Source organism: Streptomyces sp. NBC_00443, assembly GCF_036014175.1.
Taxonomy (GTDB): Bacteria; Actinomycetota; Actinomycetes; order Streptomycetales; family Streptomycetaceae; genus Streptomyces.
Map to the genome: position 1 here is coordinate 8493031 of NZ_CP107917.1, position 21220 is coordinate 8514250.

At 69.2% G+C, this 21220-nt stretch carries 18 protein-coding genes and 1 pseudogene; 7 read left to right on the forward strand and 12 right to left on the reverse strand.

Translation table 11 applies throughout. The annotated features are described in order from the left end of the window. Positions 1-82 precede the first annotated feature (82 nt). Entirely contained in the window at positions 83-1327 is a 1245-nt protein-coding gene (locus OHO27_RS38715; protein ID WP_328429591.1) for a PucR family transcriptional regulator, read from the forward strand. A 79-nt stretch (positions 1328-1406) separates the two neighbouring features. Here OHO27_RS38715 and OHO27_RS38720 read toward each other — a convergent pair whose 3' ends face one another. Then, positions 1407-4148, reverse strand: a complete 2742-nt coding sequence (locus tag OHO27_RS38720) for a SpoIIE family protein phosphatase (protein WP_328429592.1) — start codon at positions 4146-4148, stop codon at positions 1407-1409. Between the two features lie 201 nt (positions 4149-4349). On the opposite strand from OHO27_RS38720, the gene OHO27_RS38725 reads away from it, so the two are divergent. Then, complete coding sequence (locus tag OHO27_RS38725) at positions 4350-5474, forward strand: PP2C family protein-serine/threonine phosphatase (protein ID WP_328429593.1); 1125 nt, start codon at positions 4350-4352, stop codon at positions 5472-5474. A gap of 56 nt (positions 5475-5530) precedes the next feature. On the opposite strand, the gene OHO27_RS38730 is transcribed toward OHO27_RS38725, so the two are convergent. The 4 genes from OHO27_RS38730 to OHO27_RS38745 all read right to left on the reverse strand — a co-directional run bounded on the left by OHO27_RS38730 (position 5531) and on the right by OHO27_RS38745 (position 9656). After that, a complete protein-coding gene (locus tag OHO27_RS38730) occupies positions 5531-6286 on the reverse strand; it encodes a DUF6338 family protein (protein WP_328429594.1) in 756 nt (251 codons plus the stop codon). Continuing rightward, positions 6276-6497, reverse strand: a complete 222-nt coding sequence (locus tag OHO27_RS38735) for a hypothetical protein (protein WP_328429595.1) — start codon at positions 6495-6497, stop codon at positions 6276-6278. The genes OHO27_RS38730 and OHO27_RS38735 overlap by 11 nt, the downstream gene beginning before the upstream one ends. A 61-nt stretch (positions 6498-6558) precedes the next feature. Continuing rightward, positions 6559-9138, reverse strand: a complete 2580-nt coding sequence (locus tag OHO27_RS38740) for a CHAT domain-containing tetratricopeptide repeat protein (RefSeq protein ID WP_328429596.1) — start codon at positions 9136-9138, stop codon at positions 6559-6561. 143 nt (positions 9139-9281) lie between these two features. Beyond that, positions 9282-9656 carry a hypothetical protein gene (locus OHO27_RS38745; protein ID WP_328429597.1) on the reverse strand — a complete coding sequence of 125 codons (375 nt, stop codon included), beginning with the start codon at positions 9654-9656 and terminating at the stop codon, positions 9282-9284. A 237-nt stretch (positions 9657-9893) separates the two neighbouring features. On the opposite strand from OHO27_RS38745, the gene OHO27_RS38750 reads away from it, so the two are divergent. Then, positions 9894-11129, forward strand: a complete 1236-nt coding sequence (locus tag OHO27_RS38750; RefSeq protein ID WP_328429598.1) for an NlpC/P60 family protein — start codon at positions 9894-9896, stop codon at positions 11127-11129. An 86-nt stretch (positions 11130-11215) separates the two neighbouring features. Here OHO27_RS38750 and OHO27_RS38755 read toward each other — a convergent pair whose 3' ends face one another. Next, entirely contained in the window at positions 11216-11392 is a 177-nt protein-coding gene (locus tag OHO27_RS38755; protein ID WP_328430748.1) for a hypothetical protein, read from the reverse strand. 78 nt (positions 11393-11470) lie between these two features. On the opposite strand from OHO27_RS38755, the pseudogene OHO27_RS38760 reads away from it, so the two are divergent. Continuing rightward, positions 11471-11862 (forward strand): annotated as a pseudogene (locus OHO27_RS38760) (VOC family protein). 152 nt (positions 11863-12014) lie between these two features. Here the strand turns inward: OHO27_RS38760 and OHO27_RS38765 are convergent. Beyond that, positions 12015-12887, reverse strand: coding sequence for a leishmanolysin-related zinc metalloendopeptidase (locus OHO27_RS38765; RefSeq protein WP_328429599.1), 873 nt, complete (start codon positions 12885-12887; stop codon positions 12015-12017). A gap of 259 nt (positions 12888-13146) precedes the next feature. Between OHO27_RS38765 and OHO27_RS38770 the strand changes: the two genes are divergently transcribed. Then, a complete protein-coding gene (locus OHO27_RS38770) occupies positions 13147-15024 on the forward strand; it encodes a DNA/RNA non-specific endonuclease (RefSeq protein WP_328429600.1) in 1878 nt (625 codons plus the stop codon). A 134-nt stretch (positions 15025-15158) separates the two neighbouring features. Here OHO27_RS38770 and OHO27_RS38775 read toward each other — a convergent pair whose 3' ends face one another. The 3 genes from OHO27_RS38775 to OHO27_RS38785 form a co-directional block, all read right to left on the reverse strand. Continuing rightward, a complete protein-coding gene (locus OHO27_RS38775; RefSeq protein ID WP_328430677.1) occupies positions 15159-16280 on the reverse strand; it encodes a PP2C family protein-serine/threonine phosphatase in 1122 nt (373 codons plus the stop codon). A gap of 140 nt (positions 16281-16420) precedes the next feature. Next, positions 16421-17275, reverse strand: coding sequence for an ABC transporter permease (locus OHO27_RS38780; protein ID WP_328429601.1), 855 nt, complete (start codon positions 17273-17275; stop codon positions 16421-16423). A gap of 36 nt (positions 17276-17311) precedes the next feature. After that, positions 17312-18337: an ABC transporter substrate-binding protein gene (locus tag OHO27_RS38785; RefSeq protein WP_328429602.1), complete on the reverse strand. Its 1026-nt coding sequence runs from the start codon at positions 18335-18337 to the stop codon at positions 17312-17314. Between the two features lie 220 nt (positions 18338-18557). Here OHO27_RS38785 and OHO27_RS38790 point away from each other — a divergent pair, with 220 nt between their 5' ends. After that, entirely contained in the window at positions 18558-19340 is a 783-nt protein-coding gene (locus OHO27_RS38790; RefSeq protein WP_328429603.1) for an ABC transporter ATP-binding protein, read from the forward strand. After that, entirely contained in the window at positions 19340-20284 is a 945-nt protein-coding gene (locus tag OHO27_RS38795; RefSeq protein WP_328429604.1) for an LLM class F420-dependent oxidoreductase, read from the forward strand. Before OHO27_RS38790 ends, OHO27_RS38795 begins: the two co-directional genes overlap by 1 nt. Before the next feature lie 206 nt (positions 20285-20490). Here OHO27_RS38795 and OHO27_RS38800 read toward each other — a convergent pair whose 3' ends face one another. Both OHO27_RS38800 and OHO27_RS38805 read right to left on the reverse strand, forming a co-directional pair. Then, the gene (locus tag OHO27_RS38800; protein ID WP_328429605.1) at positions 20491-20733 is read right to left on the reverse strand and encodes a hypothetical protein; all 243 of its coding nucleotides are present in this window, start codon (positions 20731-20733) and stop codon (positions 20491-20493) included. Continuing rightward, positions 20730-21146, reverse strand: coding sequence for a protein kinase domain-containing protein (locus tag OHO27_RS38805; protein ID WP_328429606.1), 417 nt, complete (start codon positions 21144-21146; stop codon positions 20730-20732). The genes OHO27_RS38800 and OHO27_RS38805 overlap by 4 nt, the downstream gene beginning before the upstream one ends. Between the last annotated feature and the right edge of the window lie 74 nt (positions 21147-21220).

Genomic DNA, 21220 nt, shown 5'->3' on the forward strand with positions numbered 1-21220 from the left:
TGCCGCCGTTTTGTGCGCAGTGATGAACGCCGTCCGGATCTCCTCTGTCGGCCCGCTTGTCCTGAATGGCATGCTCGCGTTCATGGGGAGCCTCTTCGCCGAGTTGGCCCGGCAGGCGTCGACCAACGCCCGCCGTGAGGTCGAGACATACACACGTGAGATCCCGGAGTTCGGGTTCCTGGACAAGGACCGCCGGGCGCGAGCCGAGACGCTCGAACACTCGATGTGGTTCCGGCGTCGCACCGTCGAACTGTCGCCGGACAACAGCGAGTTGAGCGGAGACGATCTCGGCTACATCGCGTCGATGGGGGAGCTGCGGGCCGGTGCCGGGATGTCGCTCGGTGCGCGGCAGCGGGTGCTGCGCGTGCACACCGCCCTCATGCTGCGCGAGATCAACGAGGCGACCGAGGCCCAGCGCGGCGGCGGTGTCGACGAACTCATGCGCATGATGAGCTGGTTCGCCCCGCAGGGCGAACGCGGCATCGCTGCCTACCGCCAAGGATTCGTGCGCGTACTGCGCCGCCGAATTCCGTATACCGAGCAGGTCGCCCTGCTGGCCCGATCATTGCTGAACGGAGATCCGATTTCGACGGAACTCGCCGCGGCCGTCGACATGGAACTCCCGGATCGCTACGCGGTGACGGTCTTCCGGCTTCCGGACCGGCCCACCGTCGATCGTTTCCTGGAAAACGAGATCGGTGCGCTGGTGAAGAGCCACCGGGCGCCGGTCATGTGGGGACCGGAGGGCGGCGACGGGAGCGGTGAGCTGATCGCCCTGCTTCCCCCGACCTCCGGCGCCGCGGCCGCGGAAAACGCACCGCCGCAGGTTGTTCCCGACCTCTTACCCGACCTCACTCCCGACCACCTGCCGGATCTCGTACGGGACTTCGCCCGCGCCCTCGGCCGTCCCTGCGCCGTCGGCACGGCCACCGCACCGCTGCCGGAACTGGCCGATGCGCTGAACCGTGCCCGGCGGGTCAGCCAGGCAGCCCCGCTGCGCCCGGCGTCCGCCCGGCTGCGGCCGCACACCCTGGCGGACGTCTTCGTCGAACTCGCCGTCGCGGACGTGCCCTTCGTCGACGACTGGCTCCGCACCCTGGCCCGTCGCCTGGAGACCGGCCCCGACCTCCTCGCCACCCTCGACGCGTACTACCGCCACGACATGCACCGCGGTGCCGCGGCGACCGCGCTCAACGTCCACACCCGCACCCTGGACTACCGCCTGCGCCGGGTCCGTGAGCTCACAGGCATCGACCCTGGATCGACACGGGGCGTACGCACGCTCAGTGCCGTCGTCACCCGGCGCCTGTCGGGAGCGTGGCGCTGAACGCTTCGGGCGCCACGGCCCGGTGCGAATCCATGGGGCTGGGACCGCCGGCTGATCGCCGCTGCCTTCACGCCGGGCTTCACGGGGCGGCTGCCTCGTCGTCCAGGGGCGTGTCGGCGTCGGCCCGACTCGGGGCGGGCTGCTGTACGACCTCGGGCAGGGACTGTTCGGCCCAGATCACCTTGCCCTGCGGGGTGTACCGGGTCCCCCAGCGCTCAGCCATCTGCGACACCAGGAACAGGCCCCGGCCTCCCTCGTCCGTCGTCGCGGCGTAGCGCAGATGCGGGGAGGTGCTGCTGCCGTCGGCCACCTCACAGATCAGCGTGCGGTCGCGGATCAGCCGGACGTGGATCGGTCCGGCGCCGTACCGGATGGCGTTGGTGACCAGCTCGCTCAAGATGAGCTCCATGGTGAACCCGAACTCCGACAGGCCCCACGCCTCGAGCCTCTGGGAAACAGCGTCGCGCATACCCGCGACAGCGGCCGGGTCCGCTGGTACGTCCCAGTCGGCGATGCGATCGCGCGGCAGTTCCCGCGTGCGGGCGACGAGCAGGGCGACATCGTCCTTGGGGCGTCCGGGGAGCAGGCTGTCCAGCACGTCCTGGCAGGTCTCCTCGGGTGGCCTGCCGGGGTGGCCCGTCAGCGCGTCGCGCAGTAGTTCCATTCCCACGTCCAGGTCGCGCCTACGGTCCTCGATGAGGCCGTCGGTGTACAGGACGAGCTGGGTTCCCTCCGCCAGGCACAGCTCCGCGGTCTGGAACGGCATGCCGCCGAGGCCCAGGGGCGGACCGGCCGGCACGTCCGGGAAGGTGGCGGTTCCGTCAGGGTGGACCAGTGCGGGCACCAGATGCCCTGCACGCGCCATGACGTAGCGGCGCGTCACGGGGTCGTAGATCCCGTACAGGCAGGTGGCGCCCACGACGCCCGCTGCGCTCTCTGCCGTCTCGTTCTGGTCGATGCTCCCGACCAGGTCGTCCAGATGGCTCAGGAGCTCGTCGGGTGGCAGATCGAGCGCGGAGAAGTTATGGACCGCGGTACGCAGCCGTCCCATCGTGGCGGCGGCGTGCAGGCCGTGGCCGACCACGTCGCCGACGGCCAGTGCCACCCGGCTCCCCGGCATGGGAATCACGTCGAACCAGTCGCCGCCCACGCCAGACTGGGCGGGGAGGTAGCGGTAGGCGATGTCGAGCGCGTTCTGCTCGGGCATCGCCTGCGGCAGCAGGCTGCGCTGAAGGGTGACGGCCAGGGCGTGCTCGCGGGTGTACCGGCGGGCGTTGTCGATGCTTATCGCGGCACGGGCCACCAGCTCCTCCGCCAGCGACAGGTCCTCGTCGTTGAACGGCTCGTGCTGCTGCCCGCGCCAGAAGCTGGCCATGCCCAGCACGACGCCGCGGGCCTGGATGGGGGCGGTGATGAGGGAATGGATGCCGTAGTCAATGATCGCCTGGGCGCGCTCCGGGTCCTGCAGGCGCCAGCCCGTGGCGGTCGGCAGATCGGTCACCAACTGGGAGTGGCCGCTGCCGTAGCCGCGTGCCTGGGGAGTGGAGGGAAGGTAGTCGAAGAGCCGGCCGCGTTCGGAGAGCGGGTGGTCGTCCCGGATGCCGCACACGGCCGCGCGTCGCATGTCCGTCCCCGTGGGGGCGGGCTCATCGCCGCGCAGGACGGTGTCGGCGAGGTCCACGGTGACGAAGTCGGCGAAGCGAGGAATGGGGACCCGCGCCAGTTCGTCGGCAGTGCGCAGCACGTCCAGGGTGGTGCCGATGTGGAGTCCGGCGTCGTACAGCAGCCTGAGCCGCTCCCGAGCCACCTCCGCCCTGCCGGTCACTGCCTGCAGTTCGGTGGAGTCGCGCAGCGTCACCACTGTTCCCCTGGGGCCTCCCTTGCGATCCGTGGGACGCTGGTTGACCGCGAGCAGCCGCTCTCCCGCGAGATGCACCTCGTCGGTGGCCTCGCGTCCGGAGGTGAGCAGCGCCTTTGTCTCGGGATCGAGGCCCGGCAGTACCGAGACGAGCCGTCCCTCCACGTCCGGGGGCAGTTCCAGCAGTCGCCTGGCCTCGTCGTTCGCCAGCATCAGCCGCCCGTCGGCGGCCACGATCAGGACCCCTTCCCGGACGGAGTGCAGCACCGTGTCGTGGTGCTCGTACATCAGGGTCATCTCGTCCGGGGCCAGGCTGTGTGTCTGCCGTCGCAGGCGCCTGCCCCCCAGTGCCGTCACACCGGTGGACAGTACGAGCGCTCCGGCCCCGGCGCCCAGGATGATCGGTAGTTGCCGGGTCAACTGACTTTCGACGTTCTTGACCTTCATCCCTGACGAGACGAGGGCCACCACCTTGTTGTCGGCGTTCTCGACCGGGACCGTGGCCTGCACCTCGCGACCGAGCGGGCCGTCGACGCTCTCCACGTAGACCTTCCCCGCCAGCGACGGCCCGATCTCGCCGACGAACCGCTTTCCGATTCGGTCCGGCAAGGGGTGCGTGTACCGGATGCCCTCGGTGTCCATGACCACGATGAAGTCGACACCGGCGGCCCGGCGTGCCGCCTCGGTGAGCGGCTGGAGAATCTTGCTCGGATCCGGGCTCTGCAACGCCGCCAGGACACCCGGAGCGTGCGCGAAGGTCTGTGCCACGGCCGTGGAGCGGCGCCTGGCCTCGGCGTTGGTGTCCCGCTCCGACTGCAGGATGAGGGCGAAGACGCCGCAGGCCACGAGCAGCACCACGAGAGCCACCTGGAAGATCAACACCTGCCCGGCCACGCTCCGCGTGCTCTTGCTGATCACGCGCTTGACGGACAGGTGTTGAAAACGGGCGAAACGATTCGCCATGCGACCTTTCTAACACTGGTGATCCCGAGCGGCCAGGGCCCGTCCGATCGTTGCCTGGCCGGCTTCGGGGGTGTGTGCGGTCATGCGGCGCACGGCCTCGGCTTCTCCGGACAGCGTCATCCGCCGCCGAGGCCGGCGTACGGCGCATGATTTCCTCCGCGCCAGATGCCCGTTTAGGCCGATATGATGCATTTTGTGATCATGTCTGCACGGCTGAGGCGCCGTCGCCCCGCCTACAGCGGCCGATGGGAAGCTGCCCGGCTGTCACCCGTGGTCCTGACCGTCCTCATCGCCGGCCTGGCGTTCTCCACTCCCAGGGAGATCGCCATCAGCCGCCTCCTGCCCGCCGCACCCGCTCTTGCCGCCGCGATGTGGCCCGTGCTCCCCACGGTCCTGTTGGGGACGTTCTGCCTGCTGCTCATGACCGTCCTCAGCCTCTTCTACACCGACCTGGGGACGCAGTACACGTCGGCCGCGATCATCGCGGTCACCTTGGCGGCCGCATACGGGAGTCATGTCCGGCTTCAGCGAGAGGAAATACTCTTCCAAGTCCGGCTCGTCGCCGACGCGGCCCAGAAGGTGCTGCTGCGCCCGCTGCCGCGCCGCATCGAGGATGTCGAGATCGAGTCGCTGTATCTGGCGGCCCAGGAACAGGCCCGGATCGGGGGTGACTTCTATGAAGCAATCGGTACACCGCACGGGGTCCGGCTGCTCATAGGCGACGTACGGGGCAAGGGCCTGTCCGCCGTGGGGGTGGCCTCGGCGGTGATCAGCTGCTTCAGGGAGGCCGCGTACGACGAGCCCGACCTGCAGGGCATCATCCATCGCCTGGAGACCACCGTCACGCGCCACAGCGCCGTGTTTCCCGCCCAGGACCAGCCCGAGCACTTTGCCACCGCTCTCCTCGCCGAGATCCCGCGCGACGGCGGCCGGATACGGCTTCTCAACTGCGGACATCCCCCGCCGCTGATCGCGCACTGTGGGAAGGTCCAGGTCCTGGAGCCCACCCTCCCCTCCCCGCCCCTCAACCTCGCGTCGCTCATCGGTGACCGCTACTGGGTCGACAGCGTCGCCTTCACCCCGGGTGACCAGTTGCTGTTCTACACGGACGGCGTATCGGAGACCCGGGACCACACCGGCCAGTTCTTTCCGCTGCCGGCCTGGATGCAACTGCAGGACCTGGAGCAGCCCCGCGAGCTGCTCGGTGCGCTGCACCGGGATCTGCTCCGGCACAGCGGCGGAAGGCTCGACGACGACATCGCGGCCCTCGCGCTGAGGCGCTCCGACGCGCAGGATCGGGGAGTCGTCGGCATAGAAGGCGGATGAGCAGTGAGGTGAAGGTCAGTGAAGTGGAGGTCCGCCTCTTGCTTCCGCCCTCCCCGTCACTGCGACGTGCCTCCCGCGGCGTGCGCCGCGCTGCTTCCCGGCGGGGACGCCGCCCCTCCGGCCGGTGAGGGCACGGTCGTGGCGCCGGGAGTCGGCTGAGCCGCCGGCTGCGGTGGGTAGCTGATGTGCACCACACGCACGAGCGCGCCCGGGACGAAGACGCACACCGCCTTCGAGCGGGTGCGGGGCACGTCATCCGGTCCGGTCCAGGCGATCGGCTGCTGGAGCACGAGATCGCGCCTGGCCGGGTCGGGGTCGGTCGACACGTAGCGCACGTAGCCTTCCACCAGGCGCCCGTCGGACAGTTCGACGGCCACAAAGGGCTTCCGCGTCCGGTCCGGGCCGGCCCGGTCGGTGAGGGCGTACACGGCCACCGTGCCGTCCCGCGTCCCCGCGCCCGTGCGCCTGGACGACGTCCGTCCCGCGTAGACCCCGGCCACGGTACTGAGCACCATGCTCAGCGTCATGGTCACCAGTGCGGCACCGATCCACGACCAGGGGCGGTCCCGGAAGTCGGCCGGCGCCCGCTGCAGGGCGTCGACCGGTACGAGGAAGGTGACGAGTTCCCCGGCCAGCAGCGTCAGCAGCAGTCCGGCGGATGTCGCCAGCGCGCCGACGCTGAACAGCTGGACGACCTCGATGGTCGGCGACCGCGTGTCCTGCGGACGGTAGCGGCGCAGTGCCTGGTGGAACGCGAAGCCCGGCGTCATCGCGGCGAGGAGGATCACCGCGGCGACGACGCTACTGGGCACGAGGCTGCCCCTGCGCGTCGGCGTCCGGAGGCTGGGCGGGCGGCGCGCTGGTCACGGCGGGCGGTAGTTCGCGGTCGGGTTCGTCGATCAGGTCCTCCACGACGAAATGCCTGTCGTCAAAGCCGAACTCGTCCTCCCAGTCCTCGCTGGCGGACCCACCGGTCCCGTCAGGCCCGGTTCCGTGCGCGGATTCGTGGTGCTCGGTCGCCATGGGGCGTGCGTCCTTCCTGTGCAGGTGTGCTGTTCACATGCGGTGTCGGTCGTCTGCAAGTTCAGGTCCGGTGAGGGTCTTCGAATGTCGTGGTGATGCTGACGAGCCCCGCCCACAGTCGCGGGGGCACCGGGCCGACTTCCGCGCGGTACTGCCGCTGGGCGGTGCGCAGGGCCGTCGAGGGCGGGACGCCCTCCGCGAGGAGCCGGTACAGGATGGCCAGGATGCGGGCGGTGGGGTGGCTGTCCCGGGGGTTCTTCGCCCTCCCGTCCGGCAGCGGAAAGATCCCACCGATGACCGTTTCGGCGCCGCGGCACAGGGCGACCGTGGGAATGCCGAGCGGGTCGGTGCCGCGGCGCTCGTCGAGTTCGGCGGACAGGCAGGCGTTGATGAGCAGAGTCCGCGGGAAACGCAGTGTGAGCATGCGGGCCGCCGACAGCTGGGTCCGCCGGTCCAGGCGAAGCGCATGGGCCAGTCCGGGGCTGTCGTTGCCGTGTACGGAGGCGGCGCCGACCGAGAAACCGGGGCTGTCCGGGCCGAGCACCGTCAGCAGCTCCGCGGCGGTGCGGGCATGGACGACCTCGGTGCCGTACGCGGCGTCGAGAGCGTTCCGTTCGAGGTCCAGCCCCTCGGCGTTCACGCCGGCGAGATAGGCGAATGCACGGTTCCCGACGACCCCGGTTGCGCGCTCGTCGCCGCCCGGGGCGGCGCTGTCCGCGAGTGACAGGCTGGGCAGCATGGCGAGGACCGCACGGTCGAGTACGTAGCCCTCGGGATCGTCCGGTTCGACGCTGAGCGCGGTCCACGGCACCCGCCACAGGCGTGAGTCGGGTACGACCAGCAACTTCGGCACCGCGCCCGCTGGGGAGGTGTTCAGCAACAGGCCCACCAGGCCGGGTGGCAGCAGGAGCCGGGCGAGGGTCGCCCAGGGTGTGGTGTCGCGGACGGTCAGATGGCGGCAGCGTGGTGTCGTCCGCCAATCGGGAGCTTCCGCGCGGACACCCTCCGTTTCGCCGTCCGCGCTGTCCGGCATGATCTGGGCCTTCGTCGGAGGCGTCGGGCCCGGGCGCAGGTCTTCGACACCGGTGACCTCGCCGAGCAGTACCCCTGCGGCGCCCTCGACCGGGTGGAGGAACGGATGCTGTATGCCGTCCGGGTCCGTCCACAGCCCGGCGACGCAGTTCGTCCGGCCGTCGCCGACGAGCCGAACCTGCAGCACATGGCTGTTCCAGCGCTTCGCGTATGCGCGCGGGTCTTCGGTCCGTCCCTCGTCGCTCGCGCTCAGCGCCCACCGGAACCGCAGGGAAACGAGCGTCTCCAGGCGTTCGTACGCCTGCGCCACCTGCTGCCGCCCGGCGCCCGGAGGCGAGGTCGGCGTATGAACCTCGGCGGCCCGCGCTGCCTCCGGTGGGGTCGTGCCCTCGGCGCCGGCCAGCGTGGTCAGCAGCCCGACGATCTCGGCCATGCCTTCCTGCTCGATGTCGTCGGGTGTCCGCAGGACCAGCTCGCCGCGGAGCATGCGGCGCAGCGCGGTCCGGTTGCCGAGTTCCAGGAGCAACGCGAAGGCCTCCACGGCCCGTTGGTCGCCGCTCCGGTGCAGGGTGTGGGCGGTGGCGTACGCGGCGAACTCGTGCTCGCTGTAGAGGTCGACGTAGAACGTCTGCGCGTCGCGCCAGCCCCAGCCGGCGCGTAGCTCGGCGACGCCGCGCATCATTGCCAGGTAAGCCGCGAGGGCCTCCTGTTCGTTGCCTTGTGCGTGCGCGACCAGCGCGGTGGCGATCAGGTGGCGGACGCGATGCGGCAGGGCGCTGTCGCCGTGCCCCAGGACCCGTGCGGCCTCGGCCGTCAACCGAGCGGCGTCCTCGGTTCGGTTCTCCCTGAGGGCCAGGATGGCGAGCATGTCGCACGCGCTGGCCTGCTGCGGTCCGCAGCGCCACTTGGCGGCCAATTTCCGTGCGGCCGTGGCGTGCTCGGTGGCGCGCGGGATGTCGTCGGCGTCGAAGGCGAGGTTGGTGAGGTAGAGCTCCACGCGGACCCGGCTGAGCCGGAACATGAAGCCCCCACCGACCTCCAGAGCCTGTGTCAGGGTGCGGTGGGCGTCCTCGTTCCTGCCCATCGTGAGCTGGATTTTGCCGAGTTTCTCCAGCGCCTCGGACCAGGTGGAGCGGTTCGTACCCTGCTCGTGGTGGCGGACCGCGGCGACGGCCTCCCGTTCGGCGGTGGGCAGGTCGCCCTGCGCCACCGCGATGTCGCTGCGCAGCATCGCCACGTTCGCGGCCACCAGCGGCAGCCGCTCCGTGGCCGGATGGGCGGCGACGGAGTCGATCAGTTCGACGGCGGCGGCGAGATCTCCTGCCTCGCCCAGTTCCATCGCCCGCTTCAGCCGATCGGTCAACGGCTTCAGGTGCACGGCCTCGCGGCGGACCTCTCTGACGCCGACCATCGGCCCCTGTCGGCCGTGCCTCACCGCGACCACGACGACGAACACGACCAGGAACACGACCGGCGGGTACCACGAACCGCCCATGACTGCGCGGGAGACGAGGTACGAGAACACCGACGCCCCGACAAATCCCTTCCACGAGAAGCGAGTCGGCTCCTTCTCGGTGGATGGCCCCTGCCCGCTGCCCACTTGCGTCACGACGCCCCCCGCCCCGCCCCAACGGCCCCGTCCATGGTCTGCCTGGGCGTAGGACGCAGAGCTTACGGACACAGGGCGACGAGAGTGACGGAATCGGCAAACGTGACCAACTGGCTGCATTCACATGGGCAGCCGCTGTCAGGTCAGTTGTAATGCGGCCTCAGGTGGAGCGAGTTGATGGGCGACAGGTCCCGGTACTCGCCGTGGCCCGCCGCGATCGAGGACGTGCAGTCGTTCGCGTTGTAGCTCAGGCACAGCTCGACAACCGCGCCGTCGTACTGGTTGTTCAACACCCAGTGGTTGCCGTACTGGTTGCTCAGGTTGTGTGCGCCATAGGTCCAGTAGATGTGGCTCGGCGACACGGCCGGGTTCTGGTTCTGCGGGTAGACACAGACCGCGCCGTACGGGCAACCGGCCCAGTCGGCGGCCGGCTGGGCCTGCGCGGTACCCGTTGCGATCAGGGCCGTGGTGGCGGTCGCGAAGGCCAGTGCGGCGGCGCGCTTCAGCATGCTGCGCATATGGGTTTCTGCCTCTCTGTTGGGCGTATGTCCAAGCGCTGGAAACCGTAGGGAGCGGGCAGGCGGGTCGCATCCTGACAGATGACAGGGACCGGCGGGTCGGCGCAGTCCGTACGTTCGCGGGAGACCGCCGAGCCCAGGGGGAGTCCTGTGATCAACAGAGTTCGCAGAGTCCGAGAAACCGGAAGAACAGGGTCTGGAAGAACGGGGTGGGGAGAACGGTCATGGGGTCGCCGGGTGCGGCTCCTCGTGGCCGCGCTCGTGACGGTGATGAGTCTCGGCCTGCCGGCCGTGTCGGCCACTCCGGCGGCCGCCGCCCCGGGGTGCGCGCCGCTCCAGTCCGGTGCGAGCGCGGCGGCGCAAGCGGCCGTCGAGGTGGCGTGCCGGTACGTCGGTCAGCAGTACGCCTGGGGTGGCGGTCACGCACAGGGAGTGCCCGGTCCGAGTCAGGGCCAGGTCGACCGCACGGACCCCGCCTCGTACGCGGACCCGGAGCTGTGGAGCTTCGACTGCATCGGCCTGGTGCGCTGGGCCTGGTACAAGGCGACCGGCCGGGACCTCATCACCGAGCGCACGACGCAGGCCACCTTCGCGGCGCCGGGATACGCGCACACGAAGTTCCTGAAGTCGCAGGGGTCGGGCGTTCTGCTGCCCGGCGACATCATGTACTTCGGCCGTGGCTTCGGCCCGACGCACGTCGCGCTCTATCTCGGCAACGGCAAGATGGTCGAGGCGCCTCAGTCGGGCTCGAACATCCAGGTCAACGACATCAGTGCCCGCTGGGATCGCTTCCAGGGCGCTTTCCGCCCGCACGCCGGCGTCACGCCGATGGTCTGGTCCTGGGACGGCCGCGGCGGCTTCCACAAGACTTGGGGCCAGCCCAACCTGCGGCAGAACTCGAACACGAGCAGCGGCATCAACTTCACCAACGGCAACGGCATCTCCGTGAAGGTGCGGGTGCTGTGCCAGCGGGTGGGCGAGCGGTCCACGGTCGACGGCATGGTGAACAACGTCTGGTCGTTCCTGCCGGATTACCACAGCTGGATCAGCAACCTCTTCGTACAGGGTCCGGCCGTGCTCAAGGATGTGCCGTCCTGCGGTGACTACCCGGAAATCGGCGGCACACTGGCCGGCGCGGAGAACAACACGTCCTGCGGGGACGGTACGGAGCCCAACTCCGCGGGCGCCTGGACGGCCAAGTCGACCACCGTCTTCGGCCGCACCGTGGAGCTGCGCTACAGCAGCACCACCCAGTGCGCCTGGGGCCGCATCATCGGCGGCACGGTCGGCGACGAGATCTGGGTCGACCGCAGCGCCGACGGGGGCGAGACCTGGGACTCGATGCTCGGCTTCACCACCATCACCTCGGGCAACGACGCGTACACCACCCAGTGGAACGACGCCGGCCTCGTCATGCGGGCCTGCGGCACCAACGGCCCGGGCGGCGCCATCGCATGCACCGGCTGGTTCTGACCCGATGACGGTCGGTCCGGCCGGTTCCTGGAGTGGCCCCTTCCACTCCCGAGCGGGATGCTCCATGGGCGCCCGGATCCGTGCCGTCACCGGCGATGGCAGCCGTTGAACGAGACCTCGCCGCGCGCCCGCAGCACCGCAGGGCGAACGCCGGCCCGTAAGGGGCCGGTGCCGGTCACGGCCTGGGCGACCCGGGGCTCCTGGCCGCGGTGAGTCCCCTCGCCGGTGAGGCCGTACCGGTCTTCGTGGCCTACACCTGCCATGCGGACACGGTGCTGGTGCCGAGATCACTCCGGCGCGAGGACCACGAAGTCCGCCAACCGGCCTGCGACATCGCGCCGATTCGGCACGTCCCTTCACTAGGAGAGAGTCACTGTGGCGACGCGTACCAACTCGCCCGGTTCTCGAGCGAGGTGACCGGGCAGCCACTCGACCTTGAGGACGAACCGGGCGACGACGAGACGGAGATCATGCTCCCGGGCGGTCCGGCCCTGCACTTCAACGAGATACCGGAGCCGAAGAAGGGCAAGAACCGGCTCCATCTGTGCCTGCGTCCCGAGACCTCGCGGACGCGGACGCGGAGCGGCTGCTGGCCCTGGGCGCCGCCCTTGTCGCCGACCACCGCAAGCCCACCGGCTGGGGGTGGGTCGTGCTCGCCGGCCCGGAGGGCAACGAGTTCTGCATCCTCCTGGCCGAATCCGAACGGGCTGCGCTGCCCCCGATGTCCTCGTAGTCCTCGTAGTTTTCGTAGTCCTCGTATGGTGACGCTGGGCAATGCCGACTCCCGCAGCACCGGTTCCATCCTCCTGATCCGCCGACAGCATCCGCTTCCTCGATCACAAGACAGCGGCGCGGTGAACGTTCCCCGCCACAGCACCAGGTCCGTCAGGGCCTTTCGGCCGGTACGCGGGTCGGGATGGTCGGGAGCACCACATGCTCCGGCGCCGAGGTCGGGACGCGGCCGGAGCGTGCGATCTCGAGAAGATTCGGGAGCTCGTAGTCCTGTGCGGCGTCGAGATCGACCGTGTATCCGAGGTCCCCCAGGCTCGCGACCGTCAGCCGGCTCAGGGGGTTGTTGCTGCCGTCGATGTTCGGCGACATCAGCTCGTTGTCGAAGACGCTCTCACGCCAGTGCCCGCCGGCGCTTCCGGGGCCGCCGACATTGGCGACCGGCACCGGTTCGGGCCCTTCTCCGGTGAGCCTGCCGAACTCCTTCATGGCTTCGGGTCCGACAAAGGTCGGGTCGAGGCCGGGGAAGTTCTTGAGGAATCCGAAGTCCTTCCAGACGGTTCCGATTCCCAGTACGTGCCCCATCTCGTGCGTGATGACGTCGAGGAGTGAGCCCTCCTCTTCCATCTGGGCAAGGTCGGCGCTGTCGAACCTCATGCGCCCCTTCACGGGAAGTCCCGCCCCGCTGGCCGCGCTGTCGCTCCGGAATCGCGTCGGGCCGGCCTGCCCGAGGATATTGGGGACGTTGTTCACGCCGTCGATCGGCACCCCCTCGGCGTCGATCAGGAGATCGTCGATCACGACCCTGCCGGTGAGGTCGTTGATGATCGCGGTCTCCAGATCTCCCACTATGACGCGCGCCCAACGGTCCGCGGCTTCGGCGAAGACGCTCTTCTGGCTGTTTGTCAGCCCTCCGAGGAACCGCACCTCGATCTGGAAGGGAGACGTGGTCGCGGCGAGTTCCGCGGCGCGGTCGCTGTCAGCGACCGCCCTGTACGTTTCAAAGGCGTAATTGATCTGCCTGCCCATGGCAACTACTCCCGCCTCATGTAGTCGGCCTATTCCCCCTGAACCAGGTTAAACTTATTCATAGTTGTAGGCGATGCAACCATTTTCGTTGAATGTTCGCCTGTTTCCCGGCGCGCTGGTGCGTTACCCCGGTCGTATTCTGGAAGTGCACGAGGAGCGGGAAGCCCAGGCCGTGTGCTTCGGGTTCAACCACCGCTGAATCCCCATGACTTCGGTACGGCTTCTCACGCCTGAACTCCATGCGTGAAGGGAGCCTCCCATGGCTGCCAAGAAGCGTGCCTCCGCCAATCCCAGGCCCTCCGCAAGAGGCCAGGACAAGCTGATCGGCGACCTCAAGCAGTTCATCCGTACCCGGGGGCCGGGCTACCTCAGTGACCCGAACGTGTCCTCGATCGGTATCGGGTACAAGGAGCAGAGCGGGAAACAGGGCAAGGAACTGGCCCTTCAGTTCACGGTCGACAAGAAGGTCCGGCCGGAGGGACTGGAAGAGCTGAGCACTGCCGAGATCCCCGAGGTCATCGACATCGGTGGCGGCGTCAAGGTGCCGACGGATGTCGTCCAGCGCTCCTACAAGCCGCACTTCCTCGTGGTGGCCGAGGGTGAGACGCCCGAGCGGCAGAAGCGCGTCAACCCGATTCGTCCCGGTGTGAGCGTCGGCAACGTCAAGGTGAGCGCCGGCACCTTCGGGTGCATCGCCTTCGACAGGAACGACGGCTCGCCCTGCCTGCTGAGCAACTGGCACGTGTTGAACGGTCGGAAGGGCGAGCTCGGCGACGTGGTCGTGCAGCCCGGCAAGGGCGACGACAGCCGCATCGCGCTGAATCGTCTCGGCACGCTCCAACGCGCCCACCTGGGGCGGGGCGGCGACTGCGCCGTGTCGACGGTTACGGACCGTGATTTCGACATGGACATCCTCGATCTCGATGTCACGCCGACGAAGCTGGGCGAACCGCAGATCGGTGACAAGGTCGTCAAGAGCGGCCGTACCACCGGGGTCACGCACGGCGTGGTGAGGAGGCCGTTCGCCATCGTCAGTATCAACTACGGCGCGCCGGTCGGAGTGCGCGAGATCGAATGCTTCGAGATAGGCCCAGACCCCAGGCGTCGGGCGGACGGCGGCGAGATCAGCCTGCCCGGCGACTCCGGATCGGTCTGGATGTTCACGTCCCGCACCGGCAAGTCCACGGACGTCATGGCCGGTCTGCACTTCGGTGGTGAGTCGGACGAGGACCCCGAGGAGCGCGCGCTCGCCTGCTTCCCCCAGGCGGTCTTCGACGAACTTAAGATCACCCTCGCACAGCCGGACCCCGAATCGCTGGAGACCATGACCGGGTACGACCCGGGCTTCCTCGCGGTACAGATCGGCATCCCGCGGCTCAACCCGTCGATCAAGGAGGACGCCGTCCGGCTCAACGGGTCGGAGGTGGTCCCCTACACGCACTTCTCGCTGGCCCTCAGCTCGGCGCGACGCTTCGCCATCTGGGTGGCCTGGAACATCGACGGTGGCACCCTCAAGAAGCTCGACCGTACGGGCATCGACTTCGTCAAGGATCCAAGACTTCCGGCCGCCGCACAGGTCAGTAACGAGTTGTACAAGGGCCGCAACAACCGACTCGACCGCGGCCACATCGCGCGCCGCGCCGACGTGGTGTGGGGCTCGCTGCCCGAGGCGAAGAAGGCCAACAGGGACTCGTTCTTCTACACCAACATCACTCCGCAGATGGACGATTTCAACCAGAGCGGGCGGAACGGCATCTGGGGCCACCTCGAGGACGCGGTTTTCGAAGACGTCCGTGTCGACGAGCTCAAGGTCAGCGTGTTCGGCGGTCCGGTCTTCCACGAGGACGACCGTGTCTTCCGTGGCGTCAGGCTCCCGCGGGAGTTCTGGAAGGTGCTCGTCTTCTCCGAGGACGGCAAGCTCAAGTGCAAGGCGTTCCTGCTGACGCAGAACCTGGATGTGCCCGAAGCCCTCGAACTGGACGAGTTCCGGGTGTTCCAGGTCAAGCTGTCCGAGATCCGTACGCGGACCCACCTGCGCTTCCCCACCGAGATGACCGCGGCGGACACACTGGTGGCCCCGGAGGCCCTGGAGGATCGGACGCCGCTGGAGCGTCAGTCCGACATCGACTGGAGCTAGCCGGCGGAGTACGTGCCGGTTCGCGCCGCACCGCCGGCAGCCAGGGTTGTGGCTTGTGCCGCGCGGGCCTCGTTCCCGGTCCAGCAGTGGCGGTTCCCCTCGAGTCGCACCGGCCCGCCGGCGGACCCGCGTCCTCAGGAGCGCCGCGGCATGCGCTCGATCGCCACCATGGCGGCATCGTCGCCCAGGTGTCCGCCGACGTGCCGCATCAGGTCCTTGCGCAGGTGGGCCAGGAGGGCGTGGGGATTTTTGTCCGCCTTGCCGGCCAGCCGTTCCGCGAGCGGGTAGAAGGCGCCTGCGCCGTCGCGGGCCTCGATGACACCGTCCGTGTAGAGAAGGACGATGTCGCCGTACTCGAAGGCGAACTCTTCTTCGGACAGCTCGGTGTCCACGAACTCGGTGAGGCCGAGGGGTGGTGCAGGGTCGCGTACTTCGAGGGGACTGACGTGGCCGCGACGCAGCAGCAGAGGCGAGGGGTGTCCGCAGTTGATCAGGTGAAGGACCGGCTCGTCGTCCGGGATGTCCAGCGCGGCGGCAGTGATGAACGCCTCGCCGCGATCCTCGGTCGCGATGTCGAGCGCCGCAGGGTCGTCCAGGTCCGATGAGACGGTTCCCTCGAGAAAGGTCATGAGCGCCGGAAGATCGGCCTGCCTGTGGGCCGCGCCCCGGAAAGCGCCGAGCAGGAGGGCGGCATCTCCGACGGCTTCCATGCCCTTGCCTCTGACGTCGCCGATGACGATCCGGGTTCCGTGTGCCGTACGAGCGGCGGCGTACAGATCGCCGCCCAGCTGCGCCTCGGATTCGGCGGCCAGGTAGACCGACGCGATGCGCAACGAGCCGACACGCTGGGGAAGCGGCTTGAGCACCACCTCTTGCGCGGCCGTCGCAACCGACCGCAGCTGACTCAGTTCCCTTTCATGACGCTCACGCCGGGCGGCGAAAGAGGTCGCGAACGCTGACATCAGGATCAGAATGATCAGCTGAGAGGAGTGGTTCAGGTCGGTGATGCTGGTACGCACGACAGCGACCACGGCCTGGGCCGCTACGGCGACAGCGCCGACGCACGCGGTTGTCCGGGGACCGGCGAACGACGCCGTGACGGCGGGCGCGGCCACCAGGAACGGCCCGAGGTGGACGCTGGGTGGAGCCAGGATGTCGACCACCGTGACGATCACGATCATCATGATCGGCACCGCCAGCAGCACATGACGTGGCTCCTGGAACCAACGATCATCCTTGAGGCGTCTCGGAACCATACATTCTGGATACACCCCGCCGAGCCCCGGCGCCCGCACCGACGCCCACACCGGAGCCCGCACCCCTGATCGCCTCTGGGCCCGAGATCGGGATTGACGCTGCTCACGCCCAACGTCCCGCAGGACCCGTCGCCGGACCGTCAGCCGCGCGAGGTGGTTTCCCTCACCCAGGGCAGCGCGATCCTCTCCAACAACACCAGAGCGAAGTAGAGCAGGATGCTCATCAGCCCGATCAGGATGATCGCGGCCCAGGCGGTGGCGGTGTCGCCGACCCCGCCCGCCTGCACGATCAGAAAGCCCAGCCCGCTCTCACCGGCCTGGAACTCGCCGATGACCGCGCCGATCGCGGCGAGCGGCATGGCCACCTTCAGCCCGACGAAGATCTGCGGCAGCGCGGCGGGCAACCGTACCTTCCGGAACGCCTGCCAGCGGGAGGCGTCCAGCGAGCGCGCCAACTCGGCCAGGTCCGCCGGGGTCGACGTGAGGCCGGTCGCGGTGGACAGCACGATCGGGAAGAAGCAGAGCAGGAAGACCATGGTCAGCACCGGCTTCTGCCCCCAGCCGAGCGCCCCCACCAGCAGCGGCCCGAGCGCGATCTTCGGAACCGCGTTCACGGCGACCAGTAGCGGCGTGAACATTCGCTCCAGGACCCGCGAGCCCGCCAGCGACAGCCCGATCAGAACTCCGCAGGCGCTGGAGAGAACGAACCCGACGACGGTCTCCACCGTGGTGTCGCCGGTGTGCTCCAGGAACCGGCCCGGCGCTGCGGTGAACGCCGAGAGCACGGCACCGGGCGGAGGAAGCACTGCCGGGTGGATCACCTCCAGCGCCGATGTGAGCAGCCACCACACACCGAGCGCGACCAGCAGCCCGGCCGACGGCAGCAGCACGACGCCGACGCCGATGCCGGATCTGCGCTGCCGTCCCGGTCCGGCTCGCGGGACTGGATCAGGGCCCGCTGCCGGGGCGGGCGGCGGCTTCGAGAGGTCGCTCACCCCATCCTTCTCCCCGTCCATCCTCCCGCGGCCCGATCAGCCCTTCGGCACGAGGTCGAAGTCGATGATCCGGTCAGCGGTCATTCCCTTCGGCAGTGTGCCCGCGTCCTCCAGGATCGCGATGCTCCTCGCGACCCGCGCGGAGTCCACCGTCCCGATTGCCGTACCCGAACCGTCCGGCTTCACGTACTCGGCCATCAACTCCAACTCGGCAGCCGCGGCAGCCGGGTTCGTGGCGTCCACGTTCCGCTTCAGGATCTCGGAGGCCTCCTTCGTGTGGGCGAGGCTGTACTCCAAACCCTTGAGCAGCGCACCGGTGAACCGCTTCACCATCTCCGGATCCCGCTCGGCGATCTTCGTGGACGTGACCAGTACGTTCCCGTAGAGATCGGGCATCACGTCGCTGTACGGCAGCAGGACGGCCTTCTTCTTGGTCACCGCCTCGACGGTCGGCTTACCCACCACGAACTGGCCGATGCCGTCCACCGAACCGCTGGCGAGCGTGCCCATCAGCGTTTGTGCCTCACCATTGACCCAGGTCACCTTGGCGGCGTCCACTCCGGCCAGGCGGGCATACGTCGGGAAGAGGTTGCGCACGACGGAGCCCGGCGTGTCGGCGAGCCGTTTGCCCTCGAGGTCCTTCGGCGCGGCGATGCCGTTGCCCTCGGTCGTGGCGATCGCGGCCATGGTGTGCTGCTGGATGGCGGCCACCGCGACGAAGTCCTTCGCCTGGCCACGGCCCATGTGCAGCAGACCGCCCGTCAGGTCGATGGGCCCGAACTGCGCCTGGCCACTCACCACCGCCGGAATGATGCCCCCGGTGCCCTGTCCCGGCTTGATCTCCACATCGAAGCCGGCCTCTTCGAAGTACCCCTTGTCCTTTGCGACCCAGGCGTACGAGTCCCGGCCGAAGTTGCCGAACGACGTCAGATAGGTGACCTTCTTCAGCGCCTTGTCGTCGTCACCGGCACCTGCGTCGGAGTCCGAGCCGCCACATCCCGAGACCAGTGCCAGCGCCGTGGCCAGGGCCACCGCGGCGACCGTACGGGCGAACCTGTTCATGCGCACAGTGTTGTCCTTTCCGACCGCCGACTGTGCCGAGGACATGACACTCGGTGCGGGCAACAGCCTACGAGGGCCCGGCAGTTGTGGGCCAGATGTGCGGCAGTGGGGATACAGAGACGGGACGACAGGTACCGCTGAGCGGCCTGCTCCGGGTAGCCTGACCGGGCGTCACGAACCGGCCGGCATGGCGATCGCCAGTGGATGGGGAGACCGCCGGATGATCAGACTCACCGGTGTGTCCCGGAGCTTCACCGGCCGGTCCGGTTCGACAGCGGCGCTCCAGGACATCGGACTTCACATCGCCGAGGGCGAGTTCGTGGCGGTGGTGGGCCGGTCCGGGTGCGGCAAGTCCACACTGCTCCGGCTGATCGCCGGGCTGCTGCCGGTCACCGCGGGCGAGATCACCATCGGCGGCGAACAGGTCGACGGAGCCAGGCGGGATGTCGCCATGCTGTTCCAGCGGCCGGCCCTGCTGCCCTGGCGGTCCGTCCTCGACAACGTCCTGCTGCCCGTGGAGATCTTCGGCTGGCGCAGGTCCGAGCACCGCGACCGGGCGTACCGGCTGCTGGAGACGGCCGGACTGAGCGGCTTCGAGACGTACCGGCCGCACGAACTCTCCGGCGGTATGCAGCAGCGCGTCGCACTGTGCCGGTCGCTGATGGGCGAGCCCCGGGTGCTGCTCATGGACGAGCCGTTCTCCGCACTCGACGCGCTGACCCGCGCGGACCTCGCGGTGGAGCTGCAACGCATCCACATCGAGAACGCGTCCACAGTCGTCTTCGTCACCCACTCGATAGACGAGGCCGTGCTGCTCGCCGACCGGGTGGTCGTGCTCAGCCCGCGCCCGGGCCGGATCCGCAAGATCGTCGACATCGCCATTCCCCGGCCGAGGACGCTGGGCCGAACCGCGCACCTGGACGAAGTGGCCCGGTGCACCGCCGATCTGCACGAGCTGCTGATGGAGCGGGACATATCCACGCCGGTCGAAACGGAGGGGTGATGACCGCGCGGATCTGCGTCTTCACCGAGCCGCACCGCGGCGCCGACTACGAGGATCAGCTGCGCTTCGCGCAACTCGTCGAAGCCTGCGGGTTCGAGGGGTTCTTCCGGGCCGATCACTACCAGGCGATGGGTGCCGATCCCGGGCTGCCCGGCCCCACCGACGCCTGGCTCACGCTGGGCGCGCTCGCCCGGGAGACCTCCCGGATCCGGCTGGGCACCCTGGTCACCTCTGCCACCTTCCGGCTACCGGGCCCGCTGGCCGTGACGGTGGCGCAGGTGGACCGGATGAGCGGGGGACGGGTCGAGCTGGGCCTCGGCGCCGGTTGGTACGAACGGGAGCACACCTCGTACGGCATCCCGTTCCCGCCCGCCCCGGAGCGCTTCGACCGGCTGGAGGAGCAACTGGCCGTGATCAGCGGCCTGTGGCGAACACCGGCCGGCGAGCACTTCAGCTACCACGGTGACCATTACCAACTGCGCGACGCGCCCGCTCTGCCGAAGCCCGTGCAGGTGCCGGGGCCGCCGATCATCGTCGGGGGCCGCGGGACCAAGCGCACCCCGCAGCTGGCCGCTCGGTATGCCGACGAGTTCAACATGCCCTTCAAGTCGGTGGCAGAGACTGCCCGGGCGTACCGACGCGTTGCCGAGGCGTGCGAACGGACCGGCCGGGCAGACGCCGGTCGGCCGCCGCTGGTGCTCTCGACCGGCGTCGTGGTCGCGATCGGCCACACCGACGCAGAAGCGCAACGGCGTGCCGCGCCCCTGCACGTCAAGAGCGCGCTGCCACCGGAGGACCCGGTCATCGGATCCCCGGCCCAACTCGTCGACCGGATCGGCGAGTTCTCCGCAATCGGCACCGACCGCTTCCACCTCCGACTGATCGACTTCACCGACCTAGACCACCTGGAACTCATCGCCGGCGAGGTGCTTCCGCAGCTGTAGCACGCGACTGCGGCAGGGCTGCGTCCGGTGACTATCAAGCGACCCGGACGGAAGCCATCCCGGGCATCCCGCCCGGTGTCTTCCCCCAGCAAGAAGCCGTCGTTCTCACGGCGCAGGGGGACGTCCACGCTGACCGGCAACCGGAGAGGGGCCTTTTGGCCCTCAGCCCTCACCTGCGGCCGACGGGGTGTGCGGCCGGTCAGGAGTCAGGAGGAGCGGGTCAGTCGGGAGGGTGACCCTGTCGTCTGACTGCCCTCGTTCCCCAGGGTCAAGGTGTCGGCGCCGGTCTTCGCCAGGGTGTAGACGTTGCCCCGCGCGCACAGCACGCCCGCCGACCGGTCCGTGGGGGCGCTGGTGACCGCCTCGAAGACCATGGACGTTCCGTGCGTCTCCCGCAGACGCAGCGTCTCGGTGCACCCGAGGTCCCGGCCTGTGCCGTCCTCGGTCACGTGACTGATCTGTCTGCCGACCGGTGCACGGCCCGCAGCCCCTCGGCGAGTTCCGCCGCCAGAGCCCTCACGGCGGACTCGGGCAGCGGCCCGTCGCAGGCCACCCAGTCCGCGAGGGAAGGCGCGGCCACGTACTCCGTGGCCAGCCATTGCGGCCGGTGCCCCGCGGGGCTGTAGTCGACGACCGACACGGTCCACGGGGAGCGCACCTGGTCGCTGCTGGCGATCTCGCGGGCGAAGCGCTGCTCGAACCCGGGGTCAAGGCCGAACTCGGTGCGTACGGTCTTGAGCGCCAGCGGACGACCCGACGCGGTGCGGGAGAGAAACACCTGCCCCATTCCGCCGGCGCCGAGTCTCGCCAGCAGCGGGTAGCCGCCGATGGCCGGCGGATCGGTGGGATCCAGGCGTCTCATGAACCTCTCCGGGCACTGCTGGGGCCGCAGGGAAGGTGTGGACGGTGCACCGTGGCTGTGGGGGACGGACCTCG

Coding starts and splice junctions, on each gene's coding strand:
- OHO27_RS38715 (WP_328429591.1), top strand. CDS start 83: ATGGGGAGCCTCTTCGCCGAGTTGGCCCGGCAGGCGTCGACCAACGCC.
- OHO27_RS38720 (WP_328429592.1), bottom strand. CDS start 4,148: ATGGCGAATCGTTTCGCCCGTTTTCAACACCTGTCCGTCAAGCGCGTG.
- OHO27_RS38725 (WP_328429593.1), top strand. CDS start 4,350: ATGTCTGCACGGCTGAGGCGCCGTCGCCCCGCCTACAGCGGCCGATGG.
- OHO27_RS38735 (WP_328429595.1), bottom strand. CDS start 6,497: ATGGCGACCGAGCACCACGAATCCGCGCACGGAACCGGGCCTGACGGG.
- OHO27_RS38745 (WP_328429597.1), bottom strand. CDS start 9,656: ATGCGCAGCATGCTGAAGCGCGCCGCCGCACTGGCCTTCGCGACCGCC.
- OHO27_RS38755 (WP_328430748.1), bottom strand. CDS start 11,392: ATGGCAGGTGTAGGCCACGAAGACCGGTACGGCCTCACCGGCGAGGGG.
- OHO27_RS38765 (WP_328429599.1), bottom strand. CDS start 12,887: ATGGGCAGGCAGATCAATTACGCCTTTGAAACGTACAGGGCGGTCGCT.
- OHO27_RS38770 (WP_328429600.1), top strand. CDS start 13,147: ATGGCTGCCAAGAAGCGTGCCTCCGCCAATCCCAGGCCCTCCGCAAGA.
- OHO27_RS38775 (WP_328430677.1), bottom strand. CDS start 16,280: ATGGTTCCGAGACGCCTCAAGGATGATCGTTGGTTCCAGGAGCCACGT.
- OHO27_RS38785 (WP_328429602.1), bottom strand. CDS start 18,337: ATGAACAGGTTCGCCCGTACGGTCGCCGCGGTGGCCCTGGCCACGGCG.
- OHO27_RS38790 (WP_328429603.1), top strand. CDS start 18,558: ATGATCAGACTCACCGGTGTGTCCCGGAGCTTCACCGGCCGGTCCGGT.
- OHO27_RS38795 (WP_328429604.1), top strand. CDS start 19,340: ATGACCGCGCGGATCTGCGTCTTCACCGAGCCGCACCGCGGCGCCGAC.
- OHO27_RS38805 (WP_328429606.1), bottom strand. CDS start 21,146: ATGAGACGCCTGGATCCCACCGATCCGCCGGCCATCGGCGGCTACCCG.